The sequence below is a fragment of the Butyrivibrio sp. FCS006 genome (assembly GCF_000424525.1).
In the GTDB taxonomy this organism is placed as follows: domain Bacteria; phylum Bacillota; class Clostridia; order Lachnospirales; family Lachnospiraceae; genus Butyrivibrio.
The window spans coordinates 313673-329670 of the sequence record NZ_AUKB01000012.1; the positions used below are offsets into that span (position 1 = coordinate 313673).

The following is a 15998-nucleotide window of genomic DNA, read 5'->3' on the forward strand; positions in this document are numbered from 1 at the left end:
AGAAGTTGATTCCTTCTTTTTTTGTGCTATGATATGAACTGAAAAATTTTTAAGGAGCATATAATGAGCAGTAATTTTAATAAATACTTTGAGAATGGCGGAAGCCTTAAGCAGGGAGTTTTGGAGGAGCACGTATGGCTTCGCTTTCTCACCTGCACAGACAATGTCTATGTAAATGCAGAGAGACTTGAGAGTATGGGAAGTCTTTCCGGAAGAGAGACGCTCATGTATGTCATCAGAACCCTTGATATTCTTGACGAAGTTGCAGGGAGAGATAAGCTTGGCAGCAGGGTAAAAGAAATTGTTGGAACAACCCTGAAATGGTCGGAAGTAGCCAAGGGAGGTCTTTCCAAGGAGAGGGAAACCTGGATAGAAAAGGGTTATCCACTGGATATCCACAATATTGCCTCAGCTGAAATTTACAAAGACGTTACCGGAGATGCAGGAACAATCTATACTCTCATAAAGACTCACGGAATAGTTGGTCAGTGTATCAGAGGAGAGATCTCCGTATCAGCCAATGCGCCTCTTATTGATATTAAAGATGATGAGAAGAAAGCTATCCTCATGTCTCTTAATGAATGTATTATCAGGGCAGCCAGTGAAAATATCTGGAACAACATTAAGAAAAGCGTTGAGTCCTTAATTGACAGGATCATCGCAGGAGACTTATCTGAGTTTACTGCCCAGTACAGACTCCAGAAGCTCTGTCCCAGAGAAATAGAATTCTTCGAAAATGATGTGAAGTTCTTTGAGGAAAACATCTTCCCGAAATTCGAGCTGTGGTATTTTGAATCAGCGCTCTCTGATTTCAACATGGGTCAGATAAGAACAATTCTTTCAAACACTTTAGATGCTATAAACAGATCAGGAAAAGAAGTAAGACACCTTAACTTCAAGCCTCTCTCAGATAGTCTCTACTACGACTACGAGGGCAAAAAGCATGTAAACATCTACAAGAAGAGGATCATAGAAAAATACATTCTCGACTCTTCGGTCCAGAACGTGGACATAGATGTGAAGATAGAAAACGGATCTGCCTTCGTGGACTTTAAGTTCTCTCCTGTCTGTGAGAAGCTCATAGACTTCTGCGTGGAAGCTGAAAGGAGCGGACTTCTCACCTTTGAGAAGAGCATAATCGTTCTCTATGACATGTTCGGCTTCAGGCGTGATGCCTTTGACAGACTTAACAATGAGGATAAATATCTTAAGACCATGAATGATGTAACTTCCAGCACCAAGGACAGCATCATCGACTACGTGGTCGGAGAGAGCGTTGTGGATGTTGGATCCGGTGGAGGAATCCTTCTTGATAAGCTGGAAAAGAGCTATCCTGACAAGAAGGTAATCGGAACAGACATATCATCTAATGTCATTGAGACCCTTAACCAGAAGAAAAACCGTGACGGCCACAAATGGGAAGTTCAGGTCCACAACTTTGTCGATGAGACCATGGACCCCAAGGTTGGCAGCATTATCTTTTCCTCAATACTGCATGAAATCTATTCCTACACTGAGACGGATGGCGGAAGGTTTGAGATCGACAGTGTCAAAAAAGCTCTGAGAAATGCCTATGACAGCTTAAATAAGGGTGGAAGGATAATAATAAGAGACGGTGTTAAGACAAAAGGCTCATACCCCCTTAGCATCAGGTTTAAGACCGCAGCCGGCCTTGATTTCTTTAAAAATTATATGAATGATTTCAAGGGGCTAAAAGACATTCCGGAAGAGAAAAAGGTTTCCTCTATTGATGAGAAAACTCTTACTGTAACCGGAGATGTGAACTTTATCAGAGAGTTCCTCTACACCTATACCTGGGGTGCTGAGAGCTATGCCCATGAGGTACAGGAACAGTTCGGATACTTTACATTAAGCGAGTATAAAGAGTTCTTTAACGAACTGGGGGCTAAGATCATATTTGCAGAAGAGCTCCTTGAGCCGGGATATCCCGACAATCTCGGAAAACTTGTAGAACTCCTTGATGAAAAGGGTAATCCGGCAGAATATCCGGACTCCAACTGCATAATCATCGCTGAGAAATAAATTACTTAAATTCATCTGAATAGTAGGGAACTACAAGACTCTCGCCGGCATTGATATGGCCGTCTTCACCCAGACTGTTAATTGCGCAGACTTCTCTTATGTAGGAGTCTGCGTCTTGATATTCTGAGGAGATGTAATCCCCTGCAATGCTTCCAAGGGAGTCACCACTGTGAACGGTTATAGTTGTGTAGTATTTAAATCTTCCGTTCTCGGAATGAGCTGACAGCACCAGCTTGGAACACAGAAATGCAAAACTAAAAACTACAAGTGCTATCACAAGACCGAGGATGATCCTCTGGCGTCTTACTATGCGAAGACGTCTCTTCCTGTTCTCTTCAATTCTTATCTCTCTGTAAGCTGAATATGCTGCATCCATAAAAAACACCTCCTTTGCGATGATTAGATTGTCGCAAAAGAGGTGTCCCATATACCGTACTTATTCCCAGAATAGTTCATCCAAAGTCTTGTCCAAAGCCTTGCATATTGCGATGCAGAGGTTGATGGTCGGGTTGTAGTCACCCTTTTCAATGGCGCTTATGGTCTGCCTTGATACTCCGCAGAGGCTGGCGAGCTGATCCTGGGAGAGATCCTTGCCGGCTCTTGCGGCTTTTAGTCTTAGATTCTTCATAGATCAGTCCTCCTCATTTTCTTTTGCATCGAAGGCTTTCTTAACAAGGGCACAAATGCCGATCACTGCCATCCAAATAAGAACGATCACATTCAGAAGCGGAAGTGAATTAAAGCCTTCTTTTGCAAGTGTTCCGTTTGCGATTGAAGCAATAACAGGGATGAGGTTTAAAGCTATTGCTATAACTATGATTGCAGTATAGCGCTTGCGGTTGTTGTTAAGTCCCCAGTAGGTTCCGTTCCAGATGCTGTGTACACACAGAACTGCAAAAGAGATGAGTAATACAATAAAATGTACCAGATATCTCTCAATTCCAAAGGAGATGTCACCTACCTCGAGGATTGCAAGAGCTGCTTCCAGGCAAGCCAGAGTGTAAAAGCTGTATTTGTATCCCTGACCCTTAATAGATTCCTGTCTCTCGTCGTACTGTGTCTTAAACCTGTGATCTTTGTTTGCAAACTTAAGAAGTATTACTGCAATAACAAGACCAATCATTAAACCAAATACCATTCCATATGATGCAACTGCGTTCATTATATTTCTCCTCCTAATAATGAAACAATGTTTATATGTTAACTACTTATCTGTCAGCTGATAATCATATATTAAAACCACAATAGAATAATGTCAAGTATATTTTACAAATATCTTTTCTGAATATCAAAATTCATATAAATATCAGGAAAAATTTGGCACAAAAAAAGAGGACTGCCACGGAAAATGGCAATCCTCAAAATCTGCTTTATGCATAAAAATGAATAATTATCCAAAGTATCTCTTAAGGAGACCTGCGAAAGCTTTACCATGTCTTGCTTCGTCTCTTGCCATCTCATGAACTGTGTCATGAATCGCATCAAGATCAAGAGCTTTAGCTCTCTTTGCAAGGTCTGTCTTTCCTGCTGTAGCGCCGTTCTCAGCATCTACACGCATTTGAAGATTCTTCTTTGTGGAGTCAGTTAATACCTCACCAAGAAGCTCTGCGAACTTAGCAGCATGCTCTGCCTCTTCCCAGCCTGCCTTTGCGTAATAATCACCGATCTCGGGATAACCTTCTCTATATGCCTGGCGGCTCATAGCAAGGTACATACCAACTTCAGTACACTCTGCGTTGAAGTTCTGACGAAGATCCTCAATAATGTCTTCCGGAACGCCCTTAGCAACGCCAACTACATGCTCAGCAGCCCAAACCATTTCGCCTTCCTGTTTGGTGAACTTCTCAGCCGGTGCCTTACATACAGGACAAGCCTCCGGAGGAGTGTCGCCTTCATGAACGTAACCACATACCTGACATACCCATTTCATAATAAGAAATCTCCTTTCCTGCGCATTGCGCTTAAGTGTATAAATACACAAATAACTGCCGTAAATTCAGAATATCACAAAGAGACAGAAAATACTCTTTATTTTATAAATATTTAAGAAACAGATTCGTAATTGTTTGAAAATTAATTTCATTTCGTTATCAAAAATGCGATATACTAGTAAGTGGGAGAATTTTATGTATGGAGGCTGCACATGAATATCGTAAGTGAAAAAATTAGAAGTAGTTATGATGAGCTGCCCTCTTCCGAGAAGCTGGTGGCAGATTATGTTCTGGAACATAAGGACGCGCTCTTTAAACACCCAATAAAAGAGCTGGCGGAAATGTCGGGGACTACTCAGGCAGCCTGGACAAGATTTGCTCAGGCTATAGGGTATGATGGTCTAAAAGACCTGAAAAACGCATATTACGCTGAGGCTAACACAAACCTTGAAAAGGTAGGCGAGAATGCGCCTAAGATTGCCTTCAAGGATATAAACGAATATACATCGCTACAGTCAATTGCCGACAATATCTGTGCAACCAGTGTTCAGGCCATACAGACTACATACAGACTTTTTGCAGCAGAAGCTTTCAATGATGCAGTTGAAGCGATCATCGGAGCAAAGCAGATACAGGTATTCGGCGTAGGAACTGCGGGAATAGCTGCTTACGATCTTTACTGCAAGCTTCTTAGAATACACTACAATGTCGTTTTCAATCAGGACCATCACATGAATCTCATGACAGTTTCCCAGATAGCGCCTGATGATGTGGCAATCTTTTTTGCGGACAATGCTAAAAATACCGAAATCATGCAGCTTTACAATATTGCAAAAGAGCGTAAAGCTGCTACAATAGCAGTTACAAAGCTTGGTAACAATGCTTTGACCACCGGCTGCGATCAGGTTCTTTTTGCAACCTCTCCCGAGATTGATAAAAAGAGCGGACTGAACAGTTCAAGATTTGCTCAGCTCTATATCGTAGATACGCTCTACACGGCTATAGCAAACAGGGACTATGAGAATATCAAAGAGTATTTAAAAGACTCCTATGATGTATTCCACAAGACAGCCAGAGAATAATTAAAAGGAGAGAAATATGGATTTAATACCTAGTTTTTCAGTTGATCACAACAAGATCATACCCGGAATCTTCATCAGTAGACAGGATCAGGTAGGTGATAATGTCATAACAACTTACGACGTAAGAGTGACAAGACCTAATAAAGAACCTGCAGTTGATGTAGCAGCCATGCATACACTTGAGCATATCGTTGCTACTTATCTTAGAAATGACCCCGATTGGAAGGATGAAGTTATTTACTGGGGTCCTATGGGATGCCTTACAGGTTTTTATCTCATCCTTAAGGGCGGACGTGCTCCAAAGGAGATCCACGATCTGCTTCTTAGAGCATTTAAGTCAGTTGCTGATTCAACAGAAGTTCCCGGATCTAATGAGGAGAACTGTGGCAACTATCTGATGCACAACCTCTGGCTTGCTAAATGGCATGCAGAGAGATTTGCTAAGTACCTTGAGGACAATGCAGATAATCAGGCTATCTTTGAGTATCCCAAGACAGACAGACTTGTAACTGATGACGGACGTCAGTTCTTCGATTCATAATAGGAGAAGTTCATGAAGATTGGTATTATCGGCGCCATGGAGGTCGAGGTAGAATCTCTTAAGAGCGCTATGACTGTTAAAAGAACTATCAGCAAAGCCTCAATGGATTTCTTTGAGGGCACCATCGGAAATACCGAAGTTGTCGTTGTAAGAAGCGGAATCTGCAAGGTTAATGCCGGAATCTGCGTTCAGATTTTATCGGATGAATTCGGAGTAACCCACGTTCTCAACACAGGAGTTGCAGGATCTTTAGATGCAAGGATCAATATCGGCGACATCGTACTTTCAACCGACGCAGCTTACCACGACGTTGATGCTACTATCTTTGGTTATAAGAAGGGCGAGATCCCACAGATGGGAGTACTGTCTTTCCCTGCAGATAAAGAGCTTATTGAGAAGGCAAAGGCTGCGATAAAGACAGCAGCACCTGACCTTGGAGTATTTGAAGGAAGGGTATGCAGCGGTGATCAGTTCATTGCTGAGAAGGACGTCAAGGACGCCATTATAAAAGATCTCGGCGGAATGTGCTGTGAGATGGAAGGCGCCGGAATCGCTCAGGCGTGCTATCTCAACAAGATCCCGTTCGTTATCATCAGAGCAATCTCAGATAAGGCTGACGGATCTGACGTAATGGACTATCCGGAGTTTGAGAAGAAGGCAGCAAAAGACTGCGCGGCACTTGTAATGGAAATGATGAAGTCCATGTAATAACAACAAAAAGCATATAAAAAAGGGAGCTGAAAATCAGCTCCCTTAATTTTTGTCTTCATTTACCTAAGTTATCAGATGTTCAGGAGCTTACTGTACTCTGCAAGTGCTCCGTCTGTGTCGTGAGCAAGTACCTTCTTGGCAAGAACCTTACCGAGCTGTACACCTTCCTGATCGAAGCTGTTGATGTTCCATACAAAGCCCTGGAACATAACCTTGTTCTCGAAGTGTGAAAGAAGAGCACCAAGAGACTTAGGATCAAGCTCATCTCCGATGATGATGCTTGAAGGACGTCCGCCCTTGAAGTTCTTGTTGAGGTTCTCATCCTTCTTGCCGCAGGCAAATGCTACGATCTGAGCTGCTACGTTAGCGCAGAGCTTCTGCTGGCTTGTGCTGCCCTGGATATCTACATCGTTCCTGAGCTGACTGTTTCTAAAGCCGATGAACTGGAGAGGAATGATGTCTGTTCCCTGGTGAAGGAGCTGGTAGAAGGAGTGCTGTCCGTTTGTACCGGGCTCACCGAAGATAACAGGTCCTGTCACATAGTCTATAGGATCGCCGAAGCGGTTAACGCTCTTTCCGTTTGACTCCATATCAAGCTGCTGGAGGTGTGCAGGGAAACGGCTAAGTCCCTGTGAGTAAGGAAGAACTGCTGTGCTCTCGTATCCGAGAATGTTTCTCTCAAATACACCGATGAGGGCATCAAGCATTGCAGGGTTTGTCATAAGGTCTTTTCCTGCTGCGAGCTTATCTTCCTCAGCTGCGCCGTCGAGGAACTGAGCAAATACTTCAGGACCGAATGCAAGAGAAAGAACTGCTCCGCCAACGCCTGATGTTGAAGAATAACGTCCGCCGATGAAGTCATCCATGAAGAAAGCTTCAAGGTAGTTGTCGCTCTTTGCAAGAGGTGATGTCTCTGATGTAACTGCGATCATGTGCTTGGAAGCATCAAGACCTGCGTTCTTAAGAGCATTTATAACAAAAGACTCATTGGTGAGTGTCTCAAGTGTTGTACCTGACTTGGATACAAGAATGAAGATTGAATGAGCTGCATCTATCTGATTAAGTACGGCTGATGCATCGTCGGGGTCAACGTTGCTGATGAACTTGGCTTCCATCTTAAAGTTCCCTGTTCTGTGAGCCCAGTTCTCAAGAGCAAGGTACATAGCTCTTGGACCAAGGTCTGATCCGCCGATACCGATCTGAACAACTGTTGTGAACTTCTCGCCCTTCTCATTTACGATCTCGCCTGAGTGAACCTTCTTTGCAAATTCAGCGATTCTGTTCTGCTCCTTAACATAGAATTCTCTCTTATCTACGCCGTCAGCAACTACCTTATCGCCAAGCTGGCCTCTTGTGAGCTGGTGAAGAACAAGGCGCTTCTCACCTGTGTTGATAACCTCTCCGTTGTAGAGAGCCTCAAACTTCTCAGCAAGCTGAGCTTCCTCAGCGAGCTTCTTAAGAGCTGCGAGGATGTCGTCGTTAACCTCTTTTGCTGCGTAGTTGTAAGAAAGGCCGGCTGCCATAGGTACTGAGTAGTTCTTAACTCGCTCAGCTCCGCTCTCGCCTGACATAACCTCCTGAAGGTTAACCTTAGAAACATTAGAGAGTTCCTTAAAGGAATTAAGGGTATCAAGATTGTTCCAATTGATCATTATCAAAGCCTCCGTATAATCGTGTGGAAAACGTTTTTTTATCCGCATTAAAGTGTAGCATGGAGAAAGTCGCATATCAAGCAAAACTACTATAAAAAATATCTTAAGTTTGCCCAAAATATGATATACTTAATTATGGCTTAGGGGGACACAATGAGATTTCGTACAAAACTCTTAATTACGTCCTTGGCGATTGTTGTCATTCCGCTTATCCTGGCAGTGGGCACATTTATGGCCTTTGGCCGGTATATGGCTTACAAACAGCAGCTGCAGCAGCATACCACCGCGTTTGATTACGGTATGATCTCTGATCCCGGTGGTACTTTTGCGGAGATGACCGATGAGCTGGTAAAAGAAATCGCCATCAATATGTTATCCAATCCATTTATCCTGGAGAATGAACAGTTCCTTTCAGATCTGGATGCGCAGGTGGAATCGAGATATTCCTTCATCATAGTCAAAAAAGGTGGTGAGCTTTATTATGCTGCCAGCAGAGACAAGGCCAAGGCAGTTATCAACGAGCTCCCGGGCTATGGCAACAGTATCGAGGGTATTTATTACACCTCGTCCAAGCATCTGGTAAGACAGGTAGACTTCCTGTTTTCCGATGGCGCAAGGGGTAGTCTGTATTTCATCTCAACCATTAGAACTGCAGTCACTACATCGCTTGTTATTTACATGTGCGTTGCGATAATCTTCATATTGCTCGTGACCAGCCTTCTTCTGACTATGTGGCTGGGGCGAAGTTTCTTCAGGCCGATCAATCAGCTGAACATCGCGATGCAGCACATCAAGGATGGAAATTTCGACTTTGTACTTCCGACGGATGTCAAGGAAAAGGGTGAGATCGGAGCCATGTACCGAAACTACGAGGACATGAGACTTCGTCTTAAGGAATCCGCGGAAGAGAAGATAGAGAGGGAGAAGCAGAACAAAGAGCTTATCAGTAATATCTCCCATGACCTAAAGACACCTATCACTGCTATAAAGGGATACTCACAGGGCCTTTTGGAGGGCGTTGCAGACAGTCCCGACAAGCAGAAGAAATACATTAAGATCATTAATAGCAAGGCCAACGACATGAACAACCTTATTAATGAGCTTACATTGTATTCAAGTATTGATAACAACAGAATTCCCTACAACTTCACCAAGATCAATGTGGCTGATTATTTCGGGGATTGTATAGATGAGATCGGTGCTGATCTCGAGAGCAAGAACATCAAGCTCAACTACTCCAATCTGATAACGCCGGATACACTGATAGTAGCCGACGCAGAGCAGATCAAGAGAGTAATAAACAACATTGTTAACAACAGTGTTAAGTACTTGGGAAGAGACGACGGAACCGGACAGATCGATATCAGGATCCTTGATGAGATCGATTCGGTGAGAGTCGAGATTGAGGATAACGGTAAGGGCATTGCCCAGAAGGATATCCCCAATATCTTCGACAGGTTCTACAGAACGGATTCCTCCCGTAACTCCAAGCAGGGCGGAAGCGGAATCGGTCTTTCAATAGTCAAGAAGATCATTGAGGACCACGGCGGATATATTTGGGCTACAAGCCACGAGAACGAAGGTACCTGCATGCATTTCGTACTGAGGAAGTACGTAGAGTATGCGGATAACTCTGATACAGTAACTGTAGCTAATGAAACACAATAATCCATAGAAAGGCAGAGGGTGTATGAGTAGAATACTTATTGTTGAGGATGAAGAGGCGATTGCTGACCTTGAGAAGGATTATCTTGAGCTTAGCGATTTTGAGGTTGCAATTGAGAACACTGGGGATGCTGGACTTGCAACTGCACTTGCGGAGGACTTTGATCTTATAATACTTGATCTTATGCTTCCCGGAATGGATGGCTTTGAAGTATGTAAGCGCATCAGAGAAAAGAAAGACGTGCCGATCCTTATGGTTTCAGCCAAGAAGGATGACATTGATAAGATAAGAGGACTGGGACTTGGTGCAGATGACTACATCACAAAGCCCTTCAGCCCTTCAGAGCTTGTTGCCCGTGTTAAGGCACACATGGCAAGATACTCAAGACTTGTAGGCTCAGGCCATGAGAACAACGACTTTGTTGAGATCAGAGGCCTTAAGATTGACAAGACTGCAAGACGTGTATATGTCGATGATCAGGAAAAGAGCTTTACAACCAAGGAGTTTGATCTTCTTACCTTCCTTGCTGAGAACCCTAACCACGTGTTCACAAAAGAAGAGCTCTTCCGCAAGATCTGGAACATGGATTCCATCGGTGATATCGCTACTGTAACAGTACATATCAAGAAGATCCGTGAGAAGATCGAATATGATACCTCCAATCCTCAGTACATTGAGACTATCTGGGGCGTAGGTTACAGATTCAAGGTATGATGAATGACTAACAGCATAGATTATCTTTATGAGGACGAGGACATCCTGGTCTGCCACAAGATGGCAGGCATGGCAACAGAAGGCGCGAAGGCCGGAAGGATGGACCTTGTGAGCGCAGCAAGAAATTATCTTGCCCGCAAAGATAAGATGAATACCAAAGGGCGGCAAAGAAATTTGCCGCCCTATGTTGCTACTGTGAACAGACTGGATCAGCCTGTTGAGGGTGTGATCGTGCTGGCCAAAAATAAAAAGGCTGCATCAGATCTGGCACAGCAGATCAAGCTTCATAAGACAGAGAAATACTACTATGCCCTGTGTCTTGGAATCCCTGCGGAATCAAGGGGGCATCTGACAGACCTTCTCATAAGGCGCGCAGATAATGGCCTAGCGGATATCTACAAGGAAGGAGAGATGGTAGAGACCATCGGGGGAGATGCCAAGAAGGCAGAACTGGAATACGAGGTCATAGCTACAAAGGGTGAGACAGCTCTTTTGAAAATCCATCTTCTTACAGGGCGCTTCCATCAGATAAGGATCCAGCTGGCCAGCAGAGGCTATCCAATTCTTGGTGATGATAAGTACGGAAACGAGATAAGCCGGGAATATGCAGAAAAAGCCGGAATAAAGAATGTCTGCCTGGTTGCTTATAAGTATGTCTTTAAGCACCCGAGCACCAAAAAGAAAGTGGAGTTTGAGATAACGCCAAAGAATGCTGCCATAGGAGAATTACTAAATTGCGAAAATACATAACCTGGGGTTATCTGATAATAATATGCACCATCCTTCCTTTATATATGAAGGACGGTTACTATATGCTGGGAGAGAGTAAGGGCCTTTTGTACCTGGGAGTGAGCGCGGCTTTTGCCCTTGTACTTGTGCTGTTTGAGAGAAAAAAGCTTTTGTCGGGAATAGATAAGGAGAGCTTTGCTTTTTTCGGACTCATGGCCTTTTTGTTCTCCAACATCATAAGCTTTGTCTTTTCAATAAATAAGTCCGTTTCCTTCTTCGGCCTTGAGGGCTGGAGAGGAGGCTTTCTTACTGTGATCCTTATGCTGTTTTTTACACTTGTCTTTTCCGGGCAGGAACTTTTTTCAAAATATATCACAGCTGCCCTGCTGCTGACTCCCGCCTTTGAGTTTGTTCTTGGGATTCTCGGGAGATTTAGAATATACCCAATCGCCATCGCTCATCAGAATAATTCATTTGTGGCCACCATCGGTAACATCAACTGGTTCGTGGGCTTTCTTTCAGTGTTTGTTTCGCTGGGGATAGGCCTTTGCTACACTGAAAAGCTCTTTTCCAAAGAGTTCTTTCTTCTTGCCATCTACGAGATTCTGGGACTGGTTGCTCTTCTTACCCAGGGGAGCGAGAGTGGAGCACTGGTGATAATTGGCGCATTTTTGCTGCTGCTCTTCAGGAGCCTTGGCAGTAGAAAGAGCTTTTTGAAGATGTCAGCTCAGCTCTTTATCTTGGGACTTTCCATGGAGATAGTGGATATCCTTATGCTGGCCTTTGGCAGCCTTTATAATTATCAGGACAATCTCCTTGTTCAGGCTTGCAGCGGATTTAAGGGACTTATCCTCATGGCATCGGCCTTTTTCCTGTACAGATTATCAAGGCTGTTTGAGGAAATCAGCGGAAAGTGGAGAGGCAAGCTCTTTACTGAAGTTCTGCTGTTTGCGCTGGGACTTGGCGCAGCATATGCGATTTACAAACTGCGTAGCAGCTTCGGATATGGCTTTGGAAACGGAAGAGGGCTTATCTGGAGCATCAGCGTAGATATGTTTCATACGCTATCGCCCTGGAGAAAGCTTGTGGGCGTAGGACAGGACGGCTTTTGCTCTTATGCCTACTCAGTGCCTGAGATTGCAGATTCACTGCTTAACACCTTCCCCGGCAATAAGCTTACCAATGCTCACTGCGAGCTTTTGACAATGCTGATAGAAAGAGGACTCCTTGGAGTTGTTACATATCTTTTCTTTATGGGAACGATCCTCTGCGCATTTATTAAGAACAAAAAGGAGCGCGCAGCAACTATCTGCGCACTCCCTGTCATTGCATATTTTCTTAATTCTCTTGTCTCTTTCTCGACTGTAACTTCAACGCCCTACCTGATGCTCGCCATAGGAATCGGGCTCTCAAGCTGCAGGAGCGAGATCAGTTAAAGGTTGGAACCGGAATGCTCTCATCCAGTTCATGGAAGAAGGTTCTGGTCCTGATGATTCCTGCCAGTGCGTCCTTATATTCATATAAGAAGCGCTCGCTTATGTTTTCCTCGCCGTACATCTGGCATCTGCCGGCATAAGCGTTCAGGACTGACACATAGTGCTTGTCCTGATTAAATACATTGAAGATCTCGTCTTTCCTTCTTCTTGGATGCTTGGAAGCGAACTTCCTGATATCCAGCTGAAGATCAACTGCAAGGGCTTTCTCCCTTTTTCTTACACTGTGAAGAATTTCTTCGTATTTCTCGTCATCTATTTTCTCAAAACGATCAACGAACTCCATACAGCATGCGTGGTCCGGCAGAAGGAGCCTTACTCTGTCTTCTCCGTAGACTTCCTCGATCTCTGCTACCACAGGCGGATCAAGTGGCTTGCCACTGTAATCCAGGATTATAACCTTATCCCCTTTTTTGTACATTTACACCTCCTAGAAACTTTGTATTTTTAGCGGTGTTCCCCTACCTCTAGTATAACATAATTGCGAATTATTTTTTCTTTATATCTGTTTTAAGTTATTTTTAGGCAAGGCTTTTATGATGTGACTATAAGATAACAAAACCGCAGAGAACGGAGAGAGAAAAAATGGCAGGATTTAAGGATGTATTTCAGAGAATAGAAGTGAAATATCTGTTGGATGATATGCAGTATACGGAGCTGAGGAAACGGCTGGAAGGCATGGCAGCAGTTGACAGCTACGGAAAAACATCCATCTTAAATATATATTTTGACACACCGGATTATAAGCTGATCGAAAGGTCACTTGAAAAGCCCGTCTACAAGGAAAAGCTAAGGCTAAGGACTTACGGCGTAGCAGATGATGACACCAATGCTTTTATCGAGATCAAGAAAAAGTACAAAGGCGTTGTCTACAAGAGAAGAATCTCGATGCCATACAAAAAGGCCATGGAATACCTTGTAGATGATAAAAGACCTGAACAAAGAAGCCAGATTTCAGACGAGATCGATTATTTCCTTAAGTACTACAAAGGAATAAGACCTGCAATGGCGATCTCCTATGACCGCATTGCAATGGCGGGAATCGAAGATCCGGACCTGCGCATCACCTTTGATACCAACATCAGATGGCGCACGGATAAGCTTAGCTTATCTGAAGGGAATGTGGGAAAAGACATCCTTCTTCCCGGCCAGCACCTGATGGAGCTTAAGATCGCAGGAGCAATGTCAATCGAACTTGCAAAGATACTCGATGAACTTAACATCAGAAAAACCTCTTTTTCCAAGTACGGAAAAGGATACGTTGATTATATGTACGGCGAAGACGCCACAGAGAGAAACAAAAGCAACATCAAAAACTTTCGCAGAGCAGTTTAAAGAAAATATTATTTGAGAAAAAAGGAGAAAACAAAATGTCTACATCAGATTTGATTTTTGGAAGCATCATCACAAACGGTACTATCACAGGGGCATCATTTTTGATCGCCACTGTTTGCTCACTGGCCATCGGCCTCTTTATAGCCTTTATGTACACCATAAAGAGCAGTTACTCAAGAAGCTACATCATTACGCTGGCACTTCTTCCTGCTATCGTCCAGATGGTCATCATGCTGGTAAACGGTAACATCGGAGCAGGCGTGGCTGTAGCCGGAGCCTTCTCACTGGTAAGATTCAGGTCAGCACCCGGAACAGGAAAAGAGATCACAAGCATCTTCCTTGCTATGGCAGTAGGCCTTGCAACAGGAATGGGCTACATCGGTATTGCAGCAATCTTTGCAGTCATCATCACAGTAGCAAATCTTATCCTCATGGGAAGCGGCTTTGGAAGCGGAGCAGCTGAGGAAAAGACACTTAAGATCACTGTACCTGAAGGACTTGATTTTGAAGGGATCTTTGATGACATTTTTGCAAGATACACAACAAAGGCTGAGCTCTGCGAAGTAAAGACATCAGGAATGGGAAGCCTTTACAAGCTTAACTACAGCATCGTTATGAGAAACAGAGCATCCACAAAGGGAATGATCGATGAGATGAGACAAAGGAACGGAAATCTCGAGATAAGCTGCTCAAGACCTGTAGCAGTTAAGGCAGAGGAACTCTGATAAATAAGCTATTATCCATTATTTGAATATAAAAGGCCGTTAGATCCGAATAAGTTGTCTAACGGCCTTTAGCTATGTCATTTTGCTGCTATTTTATGAAGATTCTTAGGGAGCTGGGTAGGAAGAGTTACTACAAATCTGATTATCCTGTCTCCGTCCTTAAGTGCCTGTATGTCGCCTCCGTGGGACTGGGCGATGGCTCTTGCCACCGAGAGGCCTATTCCGTAGCCGCCCTTCTCGCGGCTTCTTGAGGAATCAGCTCTGTAGAAGCGATCAAATAATCTGTCCAGATTTCCTGAAGGCATGTAGTCTGTGGTATTTGATACCTCTAAAGTGATGTTCTTTTCTTTTGACAGATGAACATTGATGCTGCCCTTTTCATCGGAGTATTTCATGGCGTTGTCTAAAAGGAGCGATGTCAACTGGTTGATGGCGTTCTTGTCGCCGGTTATGTGGATGCCGTCTTCTATGTCCGTGACATATTTCTTTGAAGAAGACTCAGCCACTGCCCCAAAAGAAGCAGCAGTCTCTTTTACGGTGGCACTCATGTCGAAGTCGCTGTAGACAACGTGCATTCTCTCCTCATCCATCCGGGAGAGTGTAAGAAGGTTCTTGACCAGGGAGTTCATTCGCTTTACCTGGTTTCTGATGCTGGAAGTCCACTCGCTCTTTCCGGCTTCAAGCTCTAAAACATCGATGTTTGCTGAGATGATGGCAAGAGGCGTCTTTAGCTCATGACCTGCATCCGTGATGAATCTCTTTTGCTTCTCCATGGATTCCACAGCCGGGGCAACAGCCCTTCCGGAAAAGAGGAAAACCAAAATGAACATTGCAATAAGAGTGAAAAGACCGATGAGCAGGGACTGTAAAAGAAGCTTATACACATTTACAAGCGAGGTACTCAGGTCGCTGAAGACCAGTATCTGTGTGCCATCGGCGTTGTTTCCCAGCCTGTATCTGAAGGAGCGATAGAACCCCTTATCCTTACCACGGGAGTAAACCTCAGTGGCAGCCTCTTTTGCCGCATCCTCAGTGACTGAGGCGATATGGTTTACGTCAACTTCAAGGATGTTCCCGGAGGAGTCGTAGCGCACCCAGAAATATCTGGTCTGGTAGGGCATCTCCATGGAACGCATGTTGTTTAAGTGCTCAAAGCCAAGGGGGCGATCCGGCCTTGGCGGCTGCTGATTGTTATTATCCTTGAGCATGCCCGGGAAAAAGCCGTTGTTGGTTGTCAGGATCTGCAACAGATTATCTGCATCCCGTACGCTTTGGGAAATATTGGCAATATTAATGACGGCGATCATGATCACCAGGATCACCAAAAGAGATAACATGGCTGTTATCACGAATTTCTTCCGAAGTTTATTTACCAT

17 protein-coding genes are annotated in these 15998 nt (G+C 44.1%); 10 read left to right on the top strand and 7 right to left on the bottom strand.

Annotated elements, in window-relative coordinates; genetic code table 11:
• The first annotated feature begins 63 nt into the window (after window positions 1-63).
• On the top strand, window positions 64-2043 hold the full coding sequence (locus tag G633_RS17380) for a methyltransferase (protein WP_051199937.1): 1980 nt from the start codon (window positions 64-66) through the stop codon (window positions 2041-2043).
• Window position 2044: 1 nt separating this feature from the next.
• Here G633_RS17380 and G633_RS17385 read toward each other — a convergent pair whose 3' ends face one another.
• The 4 genes from G633_RS17385 to G633_RS0104500 form a co-directional block, all read right to left on the bottom strand.
• Complete coding sequence (locus G633_RS17385) at window positions 2045-2419, bottom strand: LysM peptidoglycan-binding domain-containing protein (RefSeq protein WP_051199939.1); 375 nt, start codon at window positions 2417-2419, stop codon at window positions 2045-2047.
• 60 nt (window positions 2420-2479) lie between these two features.
• A complete protein-coding gene (locus tag G633_RS0104490) occupies window positions 2480-2671 on the bottom strand; it encodes a helix-turn-helix transcriptional regulator (RefSeq protein ID WP_022769319.1) in 192 nt (63 codons plus the stop codon).
• 3 nt (window positions 2672-2674) lie between these two features.
• Window positions 2675-3205, bottom strand: a complete 531-nt coding sequence (locus tag G633_RS19115) for a hypothetical protein (protein ID WP_051199941.1) — start codon at window positions 3203-3205, stop codon at window positions 2675-2677.
• A gap of 228 nt (window positions 3206-3433) precedes the next feature.
• Entirely contained in the window at window positions 3434-3976 is a 543-nt protein-coding gene (locus tag G633_RS0104500; RefSeq protein WP_026512544.1) for an NADH peroxidase, read from the bottom strand.
• Window positions 3977-4186: 210 nt separating this feature from the next.
• Here G633_RS0104500 and G633_RS0104505 point away from each other — a divergent pair, with 210 nt between their 5' ends.
• From G633_RS0104505 to G633_RS0104515, 3 genes are read left to right on the top strand one after another with little or no spacing between them, the layout of a single operon-like run.
• Entirely contained in the window at window positions 4187-5056 is an 870-nt protein-coding gene (locus G633_RS0104505; RefSeq protein WP_022769323.1) for a MurR/RpiR family transcriptional regulator, read from the top strand.
• A gap of 16 nt (window positions 5057-5072) precedes the next feature.
• Entirely contained in the window at window positions 5073-5597 is a 525-nt protein-coding gene (locus tag G633_RS17395) for an S-ribosylhomocysteine lyase (protein WP_035770679.1), read from the top strand.
• Between the two features lie 12 nt (window positions 5598-5609).
• Complete coding sequence (locus G633_RS0104515) at window positions 5610-6305, top strand: 5'-methylthioadenosine/adenosylhomocysteine nucleosidase (RefSeq protein WP_026519191.1); 696 nt, start codon at window positions 5610-5612, stop codon at window positions 6303-6305.
• A 74-nt stretch (window positions 6306-6379) separates the two neighbouring features.
• Here G633_RS0104515 and G633_RS0104520 read toward each other — a convergent pair whose 3' ends face one another.
• Entirely contained in the window at window positions 6380-7960 is a 1581-nt protein-coding gene (locus G633_RS0104520) for a glucose-6-phosphate isomerase (RefSeq protein WP_026519192.1), read from the bottom strand.
• Window positions 7961-8113: 153 nt separating this feature from the next.
• Here G633_RS0104520 and G633_RS0104525 point away from each other — a divergent pair, with 153 nt between their 5' ends.
• From G633_RS0104525 to G633_RS0104540, 4 genes are read left to right on the top strand one after another with little or no spacing between them, the layout of a single operon-like run.
• Window positions 8114-9628 carry a sensor histidine kinase gene (locus tag G633_RS0104525; RefSeq protein ID WP_022769328.1) on the top strand — a complete coding sequence of 505 codons (1515 nt, stop codon included), beginning with the start codon at window positions 8114-8116 and terminating at the stop codon, window positions 9626-9628.
• 22 nt (window positions 9629-9650) lie between these two features.
• On the top strand, window positions 9651-10340 hold the full coding sequence (locus tag G633_RS0104530) for a response regulator transcription factor (protein WP_022769330.1): 690 nt from the start codon (window positions 9651-9653) through the stop codon (window positions 10338-10340).
• A gap of 3 nt (window positions 10341-10343) precedes the next feature.
• Window positions 10344-11090, top strand: coding sequence for an RluA family pseudouridine synthase (locus tag G633_RS0104535; RefSeq protein WP_026519193.1), 747 nt, complete (start codon window positions 10344-10346; stop codon window positions 11088-11090).
• The gene (locus G633_RS0104540) at window positions 11075-12505 is read left to right on the top strand and encodes an O-antigen ligase family protein (protein ID WP_026519194.1); all 1431 of its coding nucleotides are present in this window, start codon (window positions 11075-11077) and stop codon (window positions 12503-12505) included. Before G633_RS0104535 ends, G633_RS0104540 begins: the two co-directional genes overlap by 16 nt.
• Here G633_RS0104540 and G633_RS0104545 read toward each other — a convergent pair.
• On the bottom strand, window positions 12498-12983 hold the full coding sequence (locus G633_RS0104545) for a hypothetical protein (protein WP_026519195.1): 486 nt from the start codon (window positions 12981-12983) through the stop codon (window positions 12498-12500). The two genes, G633_RS0104540 and G633_RS0104545, sit on opposite strands and share 8 nt — an antisense overlap.
• Before the next feature lie 164 nt (window positions 12984-13147).
• On the opposite strand from G633_RS0104545, the gene G633_RS0104550 reads away from it, so the two are divergent.
• Together G633_RS0104550 and G633_RS0104555 are read left to right on the top strand one after the other, a co-directional pair.
• On the top strand, window positions 13148-13897 hold the full coding sequence (locus G633_RS0104550; protein WP_026519196.1) for a polyphosphate polymerase domain-containing protein: 750 nt from the start codon (window positions 13148-13150) through the stop codon (window positions 13895-13897).
• A 35-nt stretch (window positions 13898-13932) separates the two neighbouring features.
• Window positions 13933-14622, top strand: coding sequence for a DUF4956 domain-containing protein (locus G633_RS0104555; RefSeq protein WP_022769336.1), 690 nt, complete (start codon window positions 13933-13935; stop codon window positions 14620-14622).
• A gap of 77 nt (window positions 14623-14699) precedes the next feature.
• Here G633_RS0104555 and G633_RS17400 read toward each other — a convergent pair whose 3' ends face one another.
• Window positions 14700-15998: a sensor histidine kinase gene (locus G633_RS17400; protein ID WP_022769338.1), complete on the bottom strand. Its 1299-nt coding sequence runs from the start codon at window positions 15996-15998 to the stop codon at window positions 14700-14702.